The following is a 14,298-nucleotide window of genomic DNA, read 5'->3' as shown; positions in this document are numbered from 1 at the left end:
CAGTTATTAATGACATTAACAAAATTCGCGAGCCGTCTTGCCGCCCCCGCATCTTCCGCAAGCGTTCTTCCTACGTCCTCCCCCGCTTTGCCGGGCGATCGCCCCCTTTCAGGTTTAGCGCGCTCGCCAATGAGAGATAATGGACAAGTATATCGGTACCATGCGAAACATGACGCGGACACCCGGCAAAGGAGGGCGAATCATGTCGATTGCGACGGAATTGGAACGGCATTACGCGAAAGACGAGGATTTCATGTTACGCCGCGCTTACTTCGGGGGCGCGCCGGTTGCTCTTGCCGGCTTCAAGACGATGATCGACTTCCCCCAATCGCTGACGATGCTCCGGCAGCAGCTGCACGACGGCGGCAGCTCGGAAGGCGAGCTGCTGCGCATGCTGGCGGGAATCGGGCGCAAGCTGGAGAACGGACGGCTGGACGAGCTGACCGCCGAGCTGAGGAACGCGAGGCTGCTCGTCGTCCACGAGCCGTCCGAGACGGTCTTCAGCCTGTTCCCGATCACGCAGCCGCTGCACCGTTCCGTGTCGGAGCCGCTCACGGAGAATCCGATCCTGAACCCGAGCGGCGCCTTCAACGAGGACATGGACTTGAACCTCGGCATGCTGCGCATGCGGATCAATTCGGACAACTTCCATTTCTCGACGCACAGCTTCGGCCGTACCTACAAAAGCCGCGTGACGCTTGCCTACCTCGAAGGCGAAATCCATCCTACGCTGCTGCGCAAGCTGACCGACCGGCTGACCTCCCGGACCGCTCAGGCGAGCTTGGACATCGGCAATCTGCAGGATTTGATTAAATTGCTCGGCTTGTCCAAGTCCGGCTTCGTGACCCGTTTCCGCACGTGCGAGACGCCGGCCAACGCGGTCCGGGCTTTGCGCAACGGACGGGCCGTCATCTTCATCGAATGCCTGCCCTACGCGATCGTGGTGCCCAGCCTGGCATCGGACTTCATCATGTCGGAGGAAGACCGCAACTATCCGTTCGCGATCGCGATGGTGCTGCGGTGCTATCGCGTCTTCGGCCTGCTCCTGATGATCCTCCTGCCGGCGCTCTACGTCTCGCTCGTCTCGGTCAATCCCGACGTGCTGCGGTTCGAGCTGGCCCATTCGATCGCGAAGAGCCGGCTGGAAGTGCCTTACCCCGCCTTCGTCGAAACGCTCGTGATGATGGTTATCCTGGAGCTGCTGATGGAGGCGCTCATCCGGCTTCCGGCCAGCATCGGTCCCGCGATCACGATGGTCGGCGGCATCGTGCTCGGACAGGCGGCCGTGGCGGCGAAGCTGGTCAGCAATCTGCTCATCATCGTGCTGGCGGCCGGCACGATTTCCGGCGCGACCGCGGTCGGGTTTCAGAACGTGCTGACGTTCCGGATGTTCAAGTATGTCACGCTCGTTCTGTCCGCCCTTTACGGCGTGCTCGGCACGATGGCCGGACTGGTCTTGGTTTGCGCGTATCTGGCCTGCGAGAAAACGCTGGACATTCCTTATTTGCAGCTGAACAAACCGGAAGGTGAATGACGTGTTCAAAAACATGCAAGTGCCGCTGGCGTTTTTCCTGATGCATACGGGCATGATGTTCTTCCTCTTCCCCACGGACATCATCGCCAGCACGAAGGAGATCCATTGGCTGCCCATCGCGACCGGACTGTTGATTCAAGTCGCGATCATCGCGCTTTATCTGAAAGGCATCCGTTACTATAAGGGCCATAACATGGTCCGCGTGCTCATGCGGAAGAACCGCTGGCTCGCCTGGGCGACGCTCTTGCCGCTGTGGGTATACATCGGCGCGCTCGCCGCCCTGACGGTCCGGGCGTTCGCGGAGATCATCTCGATCATCGTCTCGTCGTCGATGCCGCTTTGGCATTTCGACTTCATGTTCATCGCCATCCCGACGTACATCGTGCTGCGCGGCGGCATTCAGGGGTTGATGCGGCTAGGCCTGCTGATTGCCGTCCTGTTCCTGCCTTCCGTCTTCTTCGTGCTCGCCGCGTCGCTCCAGAACATCGATCCGCATTACGCGATGCCGCTCCTTCCCCGGAAACCGGCGGATTTCGCGTTTCTCGGGCATGCCTCGTATTACAAGAGCCTGTTCGTGTTCACGGGTTGCTTCTTGTTCATGGGACTGGTTCCGTCCTACGTCTCGTTTACCGCCCGGGGTATTTTTATCGCTTGCGGTCTCCTCGTTCCCATGTACCTCATGTCCGTCTACATTCCGCTCATGACGCTCGGCGAAGAGACCGCCAGCCAGCTGGAGTTCCCGTTCATCTTCACCGCCGACACGATCGACATCGAGTGGCTCATGTTCGACCGGGTAACGATGTTCCTGGTGCTTGGTCTGCTTGCCTTCATCCTGCTGTTCATCGCGGCGCTCATCTGGCAAATGGAAAACGTGTTCCGCCTCAGCGTCCGCAACGTCCGGTCGGGCATTCTGCTGCCGGCGCTCGCCTCCGTCCTGTTCGTCGTCTGTCTCGTCATTCCGGACTGGAAGGCGGTCAACGCCATTTTCCGCTGGCATTCGTACCTCTGGGGCTACGTGACCGTCGTGACGCCGCTCGTCGTGTTCGCCGTCGGCCGCCGTTACGTCGGCCAGCTGCAGAAGGAGGCGCCATGAGAACACTGTCGAAAACGGCGGCCGCGGTCCTGCTGCTGCTCTTGCTCGCCGGCTGCTGGACCAACAAGGACATCAACCACCGCTCGCTGCCGATCGCCATGGGGATCTCCTATCACGCGGGCAAATACGCCCTCTTCCTGGACATCCCGGAAGTCTCGGAGTCGGATTCCGAAGGCATTCAGGTGATCTCCGACACGGGGGATTCCATCAATAAAGTCATTGATCATATCAGCATGAACATGGAGAGCCAGGTCGACCTGCTTCACTTGAAGGTCATCATCGTCGACCGCGAATTCGCGCAGAACGGGCTGTCCGAAGGCATCGCCAGCATCGTCCGCTCCCGGCATATCGCGCCCAAGACGATGTTCGTCGTGTGCGACGAGCCGCTCGCCGATTTCTTCAAGCATATGCAGGCCCGGGCCGACGACAACAACACCGCGATCTACGATTTCTTCCAGAAGAGCGCCGGCTGGAGCCCCGACATCGCGTATACCCCGACCTGGCGCATCTTCCGCAGCATTCACTCCTACACGCACGACGTCGTCATTCCGATCGTGAAATCGGGCGACACGACGATTATCCGAAGCACGGGCTCGGCGATCCTGAAGAACGGCAAGATGGTCGGGCGCCTGAACAACGAGGAAACGCTGCTGTACAACGTCTTCGACGGCATGAACACGCAGGGAAAAATCGAAGTGATGGGCCACGCCACCGTCCAAATCACGAGCAGCCGCATCCGGAACAAAGGCACGATCCGAAGCGGCCGGCCGCAGCTCAAAAGCACGATCCGCCTTAAAGTCATCGTCATGGACAAGCGCGGCGATCCGACCGACGAAGCGATAAAATCGGAGCTGCGGCGGGTCGTTTCCGAACGGTTCGAAGCGATTATCGCGAAGGCGAGGCATCACGAGGCCGACATTTTCGGCCTCGGTCAGCATTTTCGGGACGAGCTGCCGCGTCCGCAGCTGGCCGACTGGCGGACCAAGTACTTGCCGCGGCTTCAAATCGAGCTGAAGGTCAATACGGTCATTCGCAATACGGGCAATCTGAAGACCTAGGGCAGGAACGGCCGGCCCAAGGCCGGACGCACGGTTCGATCGACTACAACCGCGCGGCAATGGCCGTGCGGCTTTTGTTTTATTCGGTTCATGCAGGCATGGGAGTCTCGGGCGCCTTCGGAGGTCCGTCGGCCTTCGGAGGCACCGGCGCGACCGGCGGTACCGGCGCCTCAGGCGCTTCGGACGTCTCCGGCGCTCCGGGCGCCGCCGTCGTATCCGGAACGGCCGCCCCGCCCGTCGCCGCTTCGGCGCTCTTCCCGCCGGCCGGCGGCGGATCCGGGACCGCGACGACGAAGTTGTCGAAGACGGCCGTCTGCTCGTAGGTGCGCAGTCCGGCGTAGCCCTGCGTGAGCGTACCGTCGCTGACGGCGATCTTGCGGATGCCGTTGACATAGCCGGCGATCGCGCCGCCGCGAAGCTCGAGACGCAGCACGTACCACGCGCCCGGGCTCGCGGGCAGCTCCGCTTCGCCGAGCTTCGTCCAATTGCCGGCCGCTTTCTTGTACAGCTGGATTTTATGCTGGCCGTAATTGAGGCGCAGCGTGTAATAGCTGGCGAAGTCCGCGCTGGCCCGGGCGATCAGGCCGGACGAGGAATCCGCGGCCGTCCGGTCGTACGCCTTGACGGCGGCCGTGACGGATAGATCGCCGTAGGTCCCCTCCGCCCGCGCCTCCGCGATGCCCGCCGCGGACTGCTTGAGCGTCTGCGAGACGAGCGACTTCGCGACGTCGACCGCGGGCGCCCACGAGCCGCTGCCGGATGTCCAGCCGGCGAGGACGCCGCTTTGGAACAGATCGCCGTACGCGACCGGCTCCAGCATCACCGCGTCGGCGCGCGTGACGTTGCCCGAACCCGCCTTGGATCCGGCGGTCAGCGTGATGCCTTGTTCGCCTCCGGCCGCGAAAAACGCCGTATCGATCAGCCGCCACTGTCCCTTGGCGATCGTCGTCTGGTCGACGGCGGGGATCGCGTCGGTCCGGCCGTCGTGCCGGACGGCGTAAGCGACGTTCTGCGACGAGGTTTGATGGTACGGATAACGGACGTACACGTTGTAATAGCCGGGCGTTTCCACGTTCAGCGCCCAGGCGGCCGTGCTGCCCGCCGTATTGCTGTACCGGGAGCCGCCGCCGTAGCTGGCCGGAAGCGCGCTGTCGGACCAGGCTCCCGTCTCCGAGTAGCCGCCGCCGCCGTTGTCGACGACAAGCGCCGTCCGGGACGTAATCGGCCCGACGACGTTGGAATACGGCGAATAGGCGCCGTCCGGGCTTTTCGCCCGGATTCGGTAGTAATAGCGGGTACCGGCGGCGGCGGAAGCGTCGTCGAACAACGGCACGGCGTAGTTGTAATCGTCCGGCGCGACGACGTCGTCCGTCACGTCCGCCGCGACGACGCTCCATGGCCCGGACGGCGCGTCCGCGCGCTCGACGTCGTACGCCGACGCGGTCGAGACGCCGAGCCAGGACAGCGTATGCGCGGAATCGGCGGGAAACAGCGCGGGCGCCGGCGGCGGCGTCCAAGACGGCACGGCCGCGCCGCGGATGGCGTACGCCTGCGCGCGCAGCTGGCCGAAGACGGCCGATTCGTTCGCCCAATCGCCCGTGGCGAAGCCGGGATAGCGCAGGTACGACCAGTCGCCGACCGGCGGCCAATGCCAGCCGCCCATCCGGTGATGGGGCATGCTGCCCCAGATCATGGCGCCGGCCGTCCCGTTCGCCTGAACGGTTTGCAGCAGCTGTTCGTTCACGGCGGGCGGGAAATCGCCGAATTCGCCGATCAGGAGCGGCTTCTTGTCTTTCGTGGCCGTCCGCCACTCGTTCAGCTTGGCGAGCGGATCGGCATAATTGTGGTATAGATAGATATGCGGATCAATAAAATCGATATTGGGGTCGTTCAGCGCGTTCGCCCGGATGCCCTGCGCCCGCACATAGCCGCCGTCGCCGACGAGGTGATTGGGATCCAGGCTCTTGACGTAGGCGGCCATTTCGCTCGTCCAAGCATCCGTGGACCGCAGCTCGTTGCCGAGCTGCCAGGCGAGAATGGCTTTATCGTTCTTGTAGGGCACTTGCGTATACGTGTTGACCCGGTTCACCACGTAGGCGATGAATTGTTTAAAATCCTGCCGGACGACGGGATCGCTCCAGAAGGCGTCGGCCGGTTGGCCCCGGAAAGCCGCCCAGTCGGCCGTGCCGCCGACGTACGTGTAGCTGTCCACGAACGGCACGATCAGCTTGACGTTGTACGCGTTGGCGAGCTGGAGCACCTTGTCGAATAACTTGAATGCGCTTTCATTGTAGGATCCGGGTCCCATGACGTGCCGGAACGTGCCGGCGGGATCTCCGCTCATGCGTACCTCGAACGGATAGAGGCGGATGACGCCGATGCCCGAACGGCTGGCCGCCCTTATTTCGTCCTCGATCTCCGCGGGATCGGCCCAAGCCCGCTCCAGGAACGGCGCGTTCGTGCCGATGAACCGGTATTCCGTGCCGCCGTCCATCAGCTTGTCGCCGCTTCGCGTGATGAAGTTCGCGCCTTCTCCCCGCGCCGTTTCTACGTTACCGGCCGTCAAACAGACGGCGAACGCCACCGCGAAAAAAGCGCAGCGTTTGTTTGAACCGCTTTTCCATAGGCATACCCCTCCAGTTGTAAGCGCTTTACATTTTGCGCGTATTCCTGCCGCGTCAATCGGGTAAGTGTGTGCGCGTCTCCTCCCTTCTGCCTTGGAATCCATAACCGATGCGTCTCTGCCCCCCTGGAATGCGCTTCCAATATCCATATATGCGGGCATAGGCCGATAAAAGAACGGCGAATGCCCGGTTCCGTTGCGCCGATTTGGAGCATGAACGCGCGAAAGGCAGTCCATCGCTTACCGCGCAAGCGTCGGACTGCCTCATACCGCTCCTGGCCCTCATGGAGCCGGACTTGCGTTACAGCGTCAGCGAGCCGATGAAGCTGAGATCGGCCTGAAGCTTGCCTTGCTCCGTAACGAGGTTGCCGAATTCGTCCAATCCGTAAACCGAGAACAGCACTTGCGGGGACGACGTGTTCGTCTGTACCTCGTAGGCGACGTTGCCGCTGATGAAGAACGTCCGGACGTCGAACGAGTTGGGCGGGATGACGAACGACGTGACGTACGCCGTGTAAAACGTGTGGGAATCGACGGACGCGTAGAGTACGATCGTGATCGTCGACGCGGCCGAGAGGTTCTCGTTGCGCGTGTTCACGACGACGGTCGTTGCCGCGGTGCCCGTCGCTCTCGTGTTCGTGATGATGCCTGTCGAGAAGGGCATGGGAATCCCTCCTTTCCGCGCGATGTCGCGGAATCCGAAGGGTCCGTCTCCGGCGCGGCGCGCCCGAGCCCGTCCCTTCGAATCCCGTGATCTACTATATGTTCGCATCGGCTCGCGGCAACAGCGCTTGTCCCTTGACGAGAGAAGTCCGCGCAAAAAAAACCGCCCGCAAGCCGTCCCGCCGATATATAGGCGGAAGGCTTGCGGGCGGCTGCCTGCGGTTGAGCCGAAGGGCTATTGCCGGATCGGCGGCAGCGGCGTGAACGTCATCGCGATCGGCAAATTGCTGCCCGACGCGATGGTGAACACGAGGTCCACCGGCTCCTCGCCGTCGCCCGTCCGATAGAGCACCGACGCTTGGGTGTTGCTCCGAAGCGCCTGATTGTTCGCGACGGTCACGAGCTGGCCGTTGACGAGGAACGCGCCCGTATAGAGCCCGCCCCGCGCGTTCAGCGAGATCAAGGTGTGCGGCGCGACATGCGACAGATGCATGCGGTACAGGACGCCGAAGTTGCCCCGGTTGTACTCCAGCTGACCGGACGTTTCGTCGATGCCGTCCAGAATCGTGTCGAACGCGTCTTTGCCGACGTCGCCGAACATGACCCGCTGCGGCTGCTCGCCGATTCGATCGTCGATCGTGATGGAACGGTCGGCGCTGTAGAAGGTTCCCCGCGTATGAATCCCGTCGCGCGGCATGACCGTCAGGTTATCCAGCTCCGCGACCGGATCCTTGCCCGCCGCGACCACGACGATGTTGTACAGCAGCTCTTTATCGGAGTAAACGTCCGCGTACGAGCTGAGCGAGTCGCCGGCCTTCAGCGGTACCTTGGCGATTTCGGGCAGCACTTCCTTCGTCTCGCCCGGGGCGATCGTCATCGCGACCGGCGCCGGATTGGCCGTCAGCGCGGTCAGGTAGCGGGACGTGGACAGCTTGCCGGCGAGCTCCGGCGACGGCGTCGGGCCGCCCATGCCCATGGCGCTCTTGCTGAACATGGCCGGGCCGCTGCCGAGATTCGTCGCGAGCAGATGCACGGAGACCGGATAACCGATGTTGTTGACGTTATGGAACATGAACCGGACGTTGCCCGTCATCTGGGCGTGGTACGCGATGCCCTCCTGGACGAGCGTCTCCGGGCTGTTGCTGCGCACCATCTGCGCGGCTTCGTTCACGATCGAATATTTGTACGCCGGATAATGGAGCACCGCGGCGCCGTCGACGGAGTAGATGTCGCCGAGCGGCGTGAACAGCCGGTCGTACTCGTCCTTCGTATACAGCACGTCGTTCGTGACCGTCACCGTCTTGGTGATCGTGGACGTCAGTCCGTGGCTGTCCTCGACGGTCAGCGTGACCGACTTGTCGCCGGGCTCGAAGAAGGCCTTGTCGTTGCCCGCGAAGGTGCTCTTTACGATGGCGTTCTCGTCGTCGGTGCTGAGGTCGGTGTACGCGACGTTCTCGCCGATCCGGTACGTCGGCTTATCCGTGGCGAAGTCGGCGACCGGCGGCAGGTTCGGCGCCTTGACCGTCACGGTGACGGAGTAAGGATCGCTCCAAACGCCGTTGCTGTCCTCGACTTCCCGCGTGACGACGTACGTTCCCGCTTGGGGGAAGACGTCCATCCGGCCGGTCCACCGCTCGTCCACGAACGGCAGCCCCGTCGCGCTCGTCGCGCGGTCCACGTACGTCACGGCCGTCTGGCCCGCGTAGATCTCGGCCGGCTGCACGTCGAAGCTCGCGGTCGGCTTCGGCGGCACGACGACGGAGGACCATTTCAGCGTGATCGTCTTGCCGACGACGGCGATCGTGCTATCGGCCATTTCGCCCCAGGAGCGGAGCGGGACCATCAGGTAGCCGTTCGAAATGTACGGCGCGCCGGTCAGCTTCGTCGCCGCGCCGTCCCGGTACGCGACGGCGCTGCCGATCTTGAAGACCAGCGTGTGCCGGTCGTTCGACGCGGTCGATTCCTTCTTCTTCGCGTCGTACGAGATTTTGTACCCGTAGCGGGCCGCGATGGAACTGAACGGCAGGAACGTTCTGCCGGCGATGCTGGCCACGGGCTGCGCCGACTGATAGACGGCGCCGTTATGGAGCATTTTCGCGCTGCCCATCGTCAGATCCAGACGATCCGTGGCGGCCGGAGGCTGCGCGGGCGCTAAGATTCCCTCCGCGTTCGCGCCGGTCAATCCCGCGCTGGAGTAAGACCCGAGTAAGAATGATGCCGCCAATAACCACTTCATTGATTTCATGCCACGTCTTCCCTTCTCTCTCTCTTCTGTGTCGAACGCGTCCGCGTCCCGTTCGGGCAGTCCTTGCGGCTGCTTCCCCTTGTTTAACGCACATGGAATGTAAATGTTGCGAAAATATGGAATTATTTCATCCTTTGGACACATTTCCATGCGCAAACGGTACCGCGCCAAGCGGTACGAACGAGGGAACGACGCGTGCTTGGCCGCGCTCCTGCCCGCCCTGACGCAACCATGACGAAATCCGTCTGCCAAAAGTTGCATGCGCCGCCCCGAGCGGCAAAACAGGCCGCCGAAGATTCGGCGGCCTGCCCGCGGGCGCGCTTGCGCGCGGTTATTCGTGGTAGCTGCCGGTCGGCTGATTCAGCACCCATTCCAGCATTTCGATTTGAATGCGGACGGCTTCGGAATCGGCGGATTGCTGCAGCTGCTTCAGCTGATGCAATTTCGCTTTGACTTGATCCTCGGATCGCATGCCCGGTTCCCTCCTCTGCGTCGGAAGATGCGGTTCATCGTGATTGTACGGGCTCGTCCGCGAAATGTACAGCGGCAGCGAGGCGGACCGGCCGAATGCCCTTGGTCGAATTCGGCTTCGGAACGTTTGAAGCCGAATCGATTGCGACGACGTATCATACAGTACGAAGGAACGGACTTTTAGCCCCGGTGCTTTCGTACCTTGCACGCCTACGCACACCGCCGAATAAGCCGTTGACGGCGGAAACGATTAAACGCGGCGTCCGCGCGTGTAAAGAAAAGAAAATGAACCGCCTAACCGGCAGGGACCGGAAAGCGGCCGTCGGACCCGGTCCCGGCATTCGCGAAAGGGCTTTCGTCGTCGTATGGAAGACCTAGGTTATGCGCGAAAAAAATATTTCATCAAGGTCTTCATTCCTATCTCTTCGTTACCGATATAAACAATAACGACTAGCTTGCATGACGATGGTCATGCAAAGGATCCAGGAGAGAAGGGTTAATTATGAAAGGGATGCCACGCAAAACCGCCGACGCCGCGCTGCTGGGCGTAGGCACGAAGATGCACGATTCCATGGCCGCGGCACCGGCCGCTTCCGAATTCGAAGCGAAGGAAGACGGAAACAATTTCAAGTTCGGCCTGTTCAACGGCGCGCTGGCCGTCATGCCGTTTTGGATTTTGGTCATTTGGCTGATCGCCCGCTAATCGCCCATACAAAAACCGCCCGCGTTTCCGCGGGCGGTTTTTTTGCGAGTATAGACGGAGAGCCGGCGTATAGGTCCGAGGAACGTCCCGGTCCGGATGTCCCCCTACTCGCGAAGCATGGGCTATAAGCCCAGTCCGCCGTTGATGGCCAGCTCCGTCCCCGTGACCTGGCTCGATTCGTCCGACAGCAAATAGACGACGCCGTAAGCCATGTCTTCGGGCGTCTGCATCCGGCCGGTCGGAATGCGGACCGCCGCCATCTCGTGCAAGTCTTCGACCTGCAGCCCGTTCTTCCCGTGCAGCTCCACTTCCCCTTCCGACGGCACCCAGCCGACGGTCACCCAATTGGAGCGGATGCCGTCCCTCGCGTAATGGGCCGCGATATTCCGGTTCAGCGTTCGCAGCGCGCCCTTCGAGCAGGCGTACGCCGCAAGCTCCTTCGCCCCCTTGAAGCCGTTCGTCGAGCCGATCTGCACGATCGACCCGCCGCCGGTCTTCAGCATCTCCTTCATCGCGTACTGCGAGCAGAAGAACGCGCCCTTGATGTTGACGTCGAATATAAAATCGAACAGCTCCTCCGTCGTATCGAGCACGCTGCCCCGCGGGAAGACGCCGGCGTTGTTGACCAGTCCGTCGATCCGGCCGAAATGCGCGGCCGCCTCCTCCATCAGCTCCCGGCAGCCCGTCTCGCCGCTGATGTCCTTCGCGATGAACTTCGCTTCCGGTCCGCCGTTCTCGGCGATCTGCCGCACGACGTCGCTTCCTTCCTGCTCGTTGCGGCCGCTCACGGCCACCCGGGCTCCTTCGGCCGCGCACATCAGCGCGATGCCCTTGCCGATGCCCCGCGTGCCGCCGGTCACGACGATCACTTTGCCCTCCAGCCGTTTCCTCATGCTTCCGTTCCCCTCTCCTTGCCGCTTGCCAGAGCGGCCATGCCCGCCTGCAGCGTCTCGATAATCCGGTCCGCGTCGTAGATGCTTCCGCGCCACGTGCCCCCGCTCGCGGCTTGCAGCGCCGCCCACAGCCGGGTGTCGTCCGGCAGCGCCGGGTCCGCGGCCAAGCCCGGATGCGGCGGACGCGCGGCCAGAATCGCCGCTCCGGCGTCCGGCGCGAACCGCGCTTCGCCTTCGCCGACGAAATCAAGGCTGCCCTCCAGCGCGTTGCGGTCGATCCGGACGTCGATCCAGTCGCCGTCGCGCAATTTGCCGATCGGGCCGCCGGCGAGCGCCTCGGGTCCGACGTGGCCGATGCAGGCGCCGGTGGAGACGCCCGAGAAGCGCGCGTCCGTGATCAGCGTCACGCGCTTGCCGAACGGGAGATGCTTCAGCGCGGAGGTCAGCTGGTACGTTTCCTCCATGCCGGTGCCCGACGGGCCTCTGCCGATCAGCGCGAGGATGTCGCCTTCCCGGATGGCGCCGTCCTTGATCGCCTTCACCGCCGCCTTCTCGGACGTGAACACCTTGGCTTGCCCGACGTGGCGGTAGACGCCGTCCGCGCCGACGACGTCGGGATCGATCGCCGTCGACTTGATGACGGAGCCCTCCGGCGCCAAATTGCCGACCGGGAACGCGACCGTGGACGCGAGCCCCCGCGCGGCCGCCTGCGCCGGCGGCAGGATGACCCGGTCCGGATCGATGCCGTCGACGGCCAGCAGCCGCTTGCGCACCTCATGGCGCCGCTCGGAATCCTGCCACCAATCGAGGACGGCGCCGAGCGTCTCGCCGGAGACGGTCCGCGCGTTCAGGTTCAGCAGCCCGAGCTTGCGCAGATGGAGCATGACTTCGGGGACCCCGCCGGCCATGAACACGCGCACCGTGGGGTGGTATTCCGGGCCGTTCGGCAGCACGCTGACGAGCCGCGGCACCGCCTTGTTCACGCGGGTCCAGTCCCCGACGTCGGGAATCCGAAGGCCCGCCGCGTGCGCGATCGCCGGGACGTGCAGCAGCAGATTCGTCGAGCCGCCGAACGCCGCGTGCACCGCCATCGCGTTCTCCAGGGCGGCGTCCGTGACGATGTCCCGCGTCTTCGTGCCCGCGGCCGCCATCCGCTGCATCGCCCGGGCCGACTGCCGCGCGAGCTCGAGCCAGATCGGCTGGCCGGACGGCGCCAGCGCCGCGTGCGGCAGCGACATGCCGAGCGCCTCCGCGACGACCTGGGCCGACGCCGCCGTGCCGAGGAACTGGCAGCCCCCGCCGGGCGTCGCGCAGGCGCGGCACCCCAGATCGGCCGCTTCTTCGAGCGAGATCTGGCCGTGCGCGTACCGCGCCCCGATCGTCTGGATCTTGGCCGCGTCCTCGCCGTCCGTCGGCGGCAGGGTCACGCCGCCCGGGATGACGATCGTCGGCAGGTCGCGCATGCCCGCGAGGGCGATCATCATGGCGGGCAGCCCTTTGTCGCAGGTGCCGATGCCGATGACGCCCTTGCGGGTGGGCAGCGACCGGACGAGCCGCCGGAAGACGATCGCCGCGTCGTTGCGGTACGGCAGCGAATCGAACATGCCCGTCGTCCCCTGCGATCGGCCGTCGCACGGGTCGCTGACCGCGGCCGCGAACGGCACGCCGCCGAGCGCGGCCGTCTCGCGCGCCGCTTCCCGCGCGAGCAGCCCGACCTCCCAATGGCCGGTATGGAAGCCGAGGGCGACCGGCGTGCCGTCCTCGGCGCGAATGCCGCCCTGCGTGCTTAAGATCAGGATTTGCCGGCCCAGCAGCCGGTCCGGTTTCCAGCCCATGCCGACGTTCTGGCTCAGGCCGAACAGGTCCCCGGAGGGCAGTTCCGTCAGCATGTCCGCCGTCAGCGGCAGCTTGCCTTCCGGCCCGGCCGCGTGGGTATGGATGTCGTACAGGCCGGACGCCTCCGGCCCCATGATGGCGCGCAATGCTTCGTTCATCGTTGTTTTCCCTCGCTCTCCCCTGATGTCGCGGTCGTCATTTCCAGCAAACGATCGTCTCGCCGGTCATGGCGTCGGAAGCGCTTCCGCACAGGAAGAGCACGATGTTCGACATGTCCTCGGGCTGGGCGATGCGCTGCAGCCGGGACTTCCCTTCCTCGCTCTTCACGGTCCGCGTCGCGAGGAAGCGGCCGGTAAAGGTCGGCGCCGGCGAGATGCAGTTCACGTTGACGTCGTACGGGCGCAGCTGCTCCGCGAGGCTTCGCGTGTACGACGAGACGCCGGTCTTGGCGGCGGCGTAGATCAGCCCGGCCGTGACCGGCACGTGGCCCGCGACCGAGCCGACGTTCACGATTTTGCCCGAGCGGCGTTCCCGCATGTGCGCGCCGGCGAATTTGCAGACGTACATCGCGGACAGCAAGTTCCGCTCGACGACAGAACGGATGTCCTCCACGGAGATGTCGATGGCGTCGTTCGGGTCCGGGCGGGGCGTATTGAAGCCGATGTCGCCGCCGGCGTTGTTGACGACGATGTCGAGCGAGCCGAGCTCCCGGATCGCTTCGTTCACGAGCCGCTCCGCCTGCGCCGGGTCGGCCAGATCGGCGGCGACGAAAGCCGAGCGCACGCCGAACGCGCGCAGCTCCTCGGCCACCGCGTGGCCGGACGGCGCCTCGTTGAATTCCGCCGCCGAGCTGTCGCGGACGTCGTGCACGATCACGTTGGCGCCGGCGCGGGCCAAATCCAGCGCGTACTGCTTGCCGAGCCCTCGGCTTGAACCGGTAACTAGCGCGTTCTTTCCTTGCAATCCCATCGTTTGCATGGCGATCACTCCCACTGTCATAATGGTTCCGCCCCGCGTATTCCGGGGATGCGGATGCGGATGCTTGCGTGCGTTGCGCGGTTTGCATGGCTTACGTGGCTTACGTGGCTAGCGAGGCGGCGGGCGGCCGCGGCGGCGGATAGCCGCTTCGCCAAGGCTTGTCCGGCTTGGCCGGGCGGCGCGCCCTTGATCCGGGCGCGC

General features: G+C 64.0%; 11 protein-coding genes. 4 read left to right on the top strand and 7 right to left on the bottom strand.

What is annotated here, in order from left to right:
* Positions 1-202: 202 nt before the first annotated feature.
* Genes BMZ79_RS03735 through BMZ79_RS03725 form a run of 3 tightly spaced genes read left to right on the top strand, consistent with a single transcriptional unit; the run spans position 203 to position 3,685 of the window.
* Entirely contained in the window at positions 203-1,534 is a 1,332-nt protein-coding gene (locus BMZ79_RS03735; protein ID WP_177221996.1) for a spore germination protein, read from the top strand.
* Between the two features lies 1 nt (position 1,535).
* Positions 1,536-2,627, top strand: a complete 1,092-nt coding sequence (locus BMZ79_RS03730) for a GerAB/ArcD/ProY family transporter (protein ID WP_090636636.1) — start codon at positions 1,536-1,538, stop codon at positions 2,625-2,627.
* Positions 2,624-3,685 (top strand): Ger(x)C family spore germination protein, encoded by a 1,062-nt coding sequence (locus BMZ79_RS03725; protein WP_090636634.1) that lies wholly within the window; start codon positions 2,624-2,626, stop codon positions 3,683-3,685. The genes BMZ79_RS03730 and BMZ79_RS03725 overlap by 4 nt, the downstream gene beginning before the upstream one ends.
* 88 nt (positions 3,686-3,773) lie before the next feature.
* Here the strand turns inward: BMZ79_RS03725 and BMZ79_RS03720 are convergent, their stop codons facing one another.
* From BMZ79_RS03720 to BMZ79_RS34130, 4 genes are all read right to left on the bottom strand, one after another.
* Entirely contained in the window at positions 3,774-6,251 is a 2,478-nt protein-coding gene (locus tag BMZ79_RS03720) for a golvesin C-terminal-like domain-containing protein (protein ID WP_256252532.1), read from the bottom strand.
* Positions 6,252-6,609: 358 nt separating this feature from the next.
* Positions 6,610-6,972 carry a hypothetical protein gene (locus tag BMZ79_RS03715; protein ID WP_090636633.1) on the bottom strand — a complete coding sequence of 121 codons (363 nt, stop codon included), beginning with the start codon at positions 6,970-6,972 and terminating at the stop codon, positions 6,610-6,612.
* A gap of 234 nt (positions 6,973-7,206) precedes the next feature.
* A complete protein-coding gene (locus BMZ79_RS03710) occupies positions 7,207-9,216 on the bottom strand; it encodes a copper amine oxidase N-terminal domain-containing protein (protein WP_177221995.1) in 2,010 nt (669 codons plus the stop codon).
* 331 nt (positions 9,217-9,547) lie between these two features.
* Complete coding sequence (locus tag BMZ79_RS34130) at positions 9,548-9,688, bottom strand: hypothetical protein (RefSeq protein WP_177221994.1); 141 nt, start codon at positions 9,686-9,688, stop codon at positions 9,548-9,550.
* A gap of 501 nt (positions 9,689-10,189) precedes the next feature.
* Between BMZ79_RS34130 and BMZ79_RS03700 the strand changes: the two genes are divergently transcribed.
* Positions 10,190-10,390, top strand: coding sequence for a hypothetical protein (locus BMZ79_RS03700; protein WP_090636628.1), 201 nt, complete (start codon positions 10,190-10,192; stop codon positions 10,388-10,390).
* A 122-nt stretch (positions 10,391-10,512) separates the two neighbouring features.
* Here BMZ79_RS03700 and BMZ79_RS03695 read toward each other — a convergent pair whose 3' ends face one another.
* Genes BMZ79_RS03695 through BMZ79_RS03685 form a run of 3 tightly spaced genes read right to left on the bottom strand, consistent with a single transcriptional unit; the run spans position 10,513 to position 14,118 of the window.
* Positions 10,513-11,283, bottom strand: coding sequence for an SDR family NAD(P)-dependent oxidoreductase (locus BMZ79_RS03695; protein ID WP_090636626.1), 771 nt, complete (start codon positions 11,281-11,283; stop codon positions 10,513-10,515).
* Positions 11,280-13,277, bottom strand: coding sequence for a YjhG/YagF family D-xylonate dehydratase (locus BMZ79_RS03690; RefSeq protein WP_090636625.1), 1,998 nt, complete (start codon positions 13,275-13,277; stop codon positions 11,280-11,282). The genes BMZ79_RS03695 and BMZ79_RS03690 overlap by 4 nt, the downstream gene beginning before the upstream one ends.
* 37 nt (positions 13,278-13,314) lie before the next feature.
* Positions 13,315-14,118 carry an SDR family NAD(P)-dependent oxidoreductase gene (locus tag BMZ79_RS03685; RefSeq protein ID WP_256252531.1) on the bottom strand — a complete coding sequence of 268 codons (804 nt, stop codon included), beginning with the start codon at positions 14,116-14,118 and terminating at the stop codon, positions 13,315-13,317.
* Between the last annotated feature and the right edge of the window lie 180 nt (positions 14,119-14,298).

Origin of the sequence: Paenibacillus sp. UNC496MF, assembly GCF_900113915.1 — a bacterium.
Taxonomy (GTDB): domain Bacteria; phylum Bacillota; class Bacilli; order Paenibacillales; family Paenibacillaceae; genus Paenibacillus_Z; species Paenibacillus_Z artemisiicola.
This window is presented reverse-complemented; position numbering and strand designations above follow the sequence as displayed.

Coding starts and splice junctions, on each gene's coding strand:
- BMZ79_RS03735 (WP_177221996.1), top strand. CDS start 203: ATGTCGATTGCGACGGAATTGGAACGGCATTACGCGAAAGACGAGGAT.
- BMZ79_RS03725 (WP_090636634.1), top strand. CDS start 2,624: ATGAGAACACTGTCGAAAACGGCGGCCGCGGTCCTGCTGCTGCTCTTG.
- BMZ79_RS03715 (WP_090636633.1), bottom strand. CDS start 6,972: ATGCCCTTCTCGACAGGCATCATCACGAACACGAGAGCGACGGGCACC.
- BMZ79_RS03710 (WP_177221995.1), bottom strand. CDS start 9,216: ATGAAATCAATGAAGTGGTTATTGGCGGCATCATTCTTACTCGGGTCT.
- BMZ79_RS34130 (WP_177221994.1), bottom strand. CDS start 9,688: ATGCGATCCGAGGATCAAGTCAAAGCGAAATTGCATCAGCTGAAGCAG.
- BMZ79_RS03700 (WP_090636628.1), top strand. CDS start 10,190: ATGAAAGGGATGCCACGCAAAACCGCCGACGCCGCGCTGCTGGGCGTA.
- BMZ79_RS03695 (WP_090636626.1), bottom strand. CDS start 11,283: ATGAGGAAACGGCTGGAGGGCAAAGTGATCGTCGTGACCGGCGGCACG.
- BMZ79_RS03690 (WP_090636625.1), bottom strand. CDS start 13,277: ATGAACGAAGCATTGCGCGCCATCATGGGGCCGGAGGCGTCCGGCCTG.
- BMZ79_RS03685 (WP_256252531.1), bottom strand. CDS start 14,118: ATGACAGTGGGAGTGATCGCCATGCAAACGATGGGATTGCAAGGAAAG.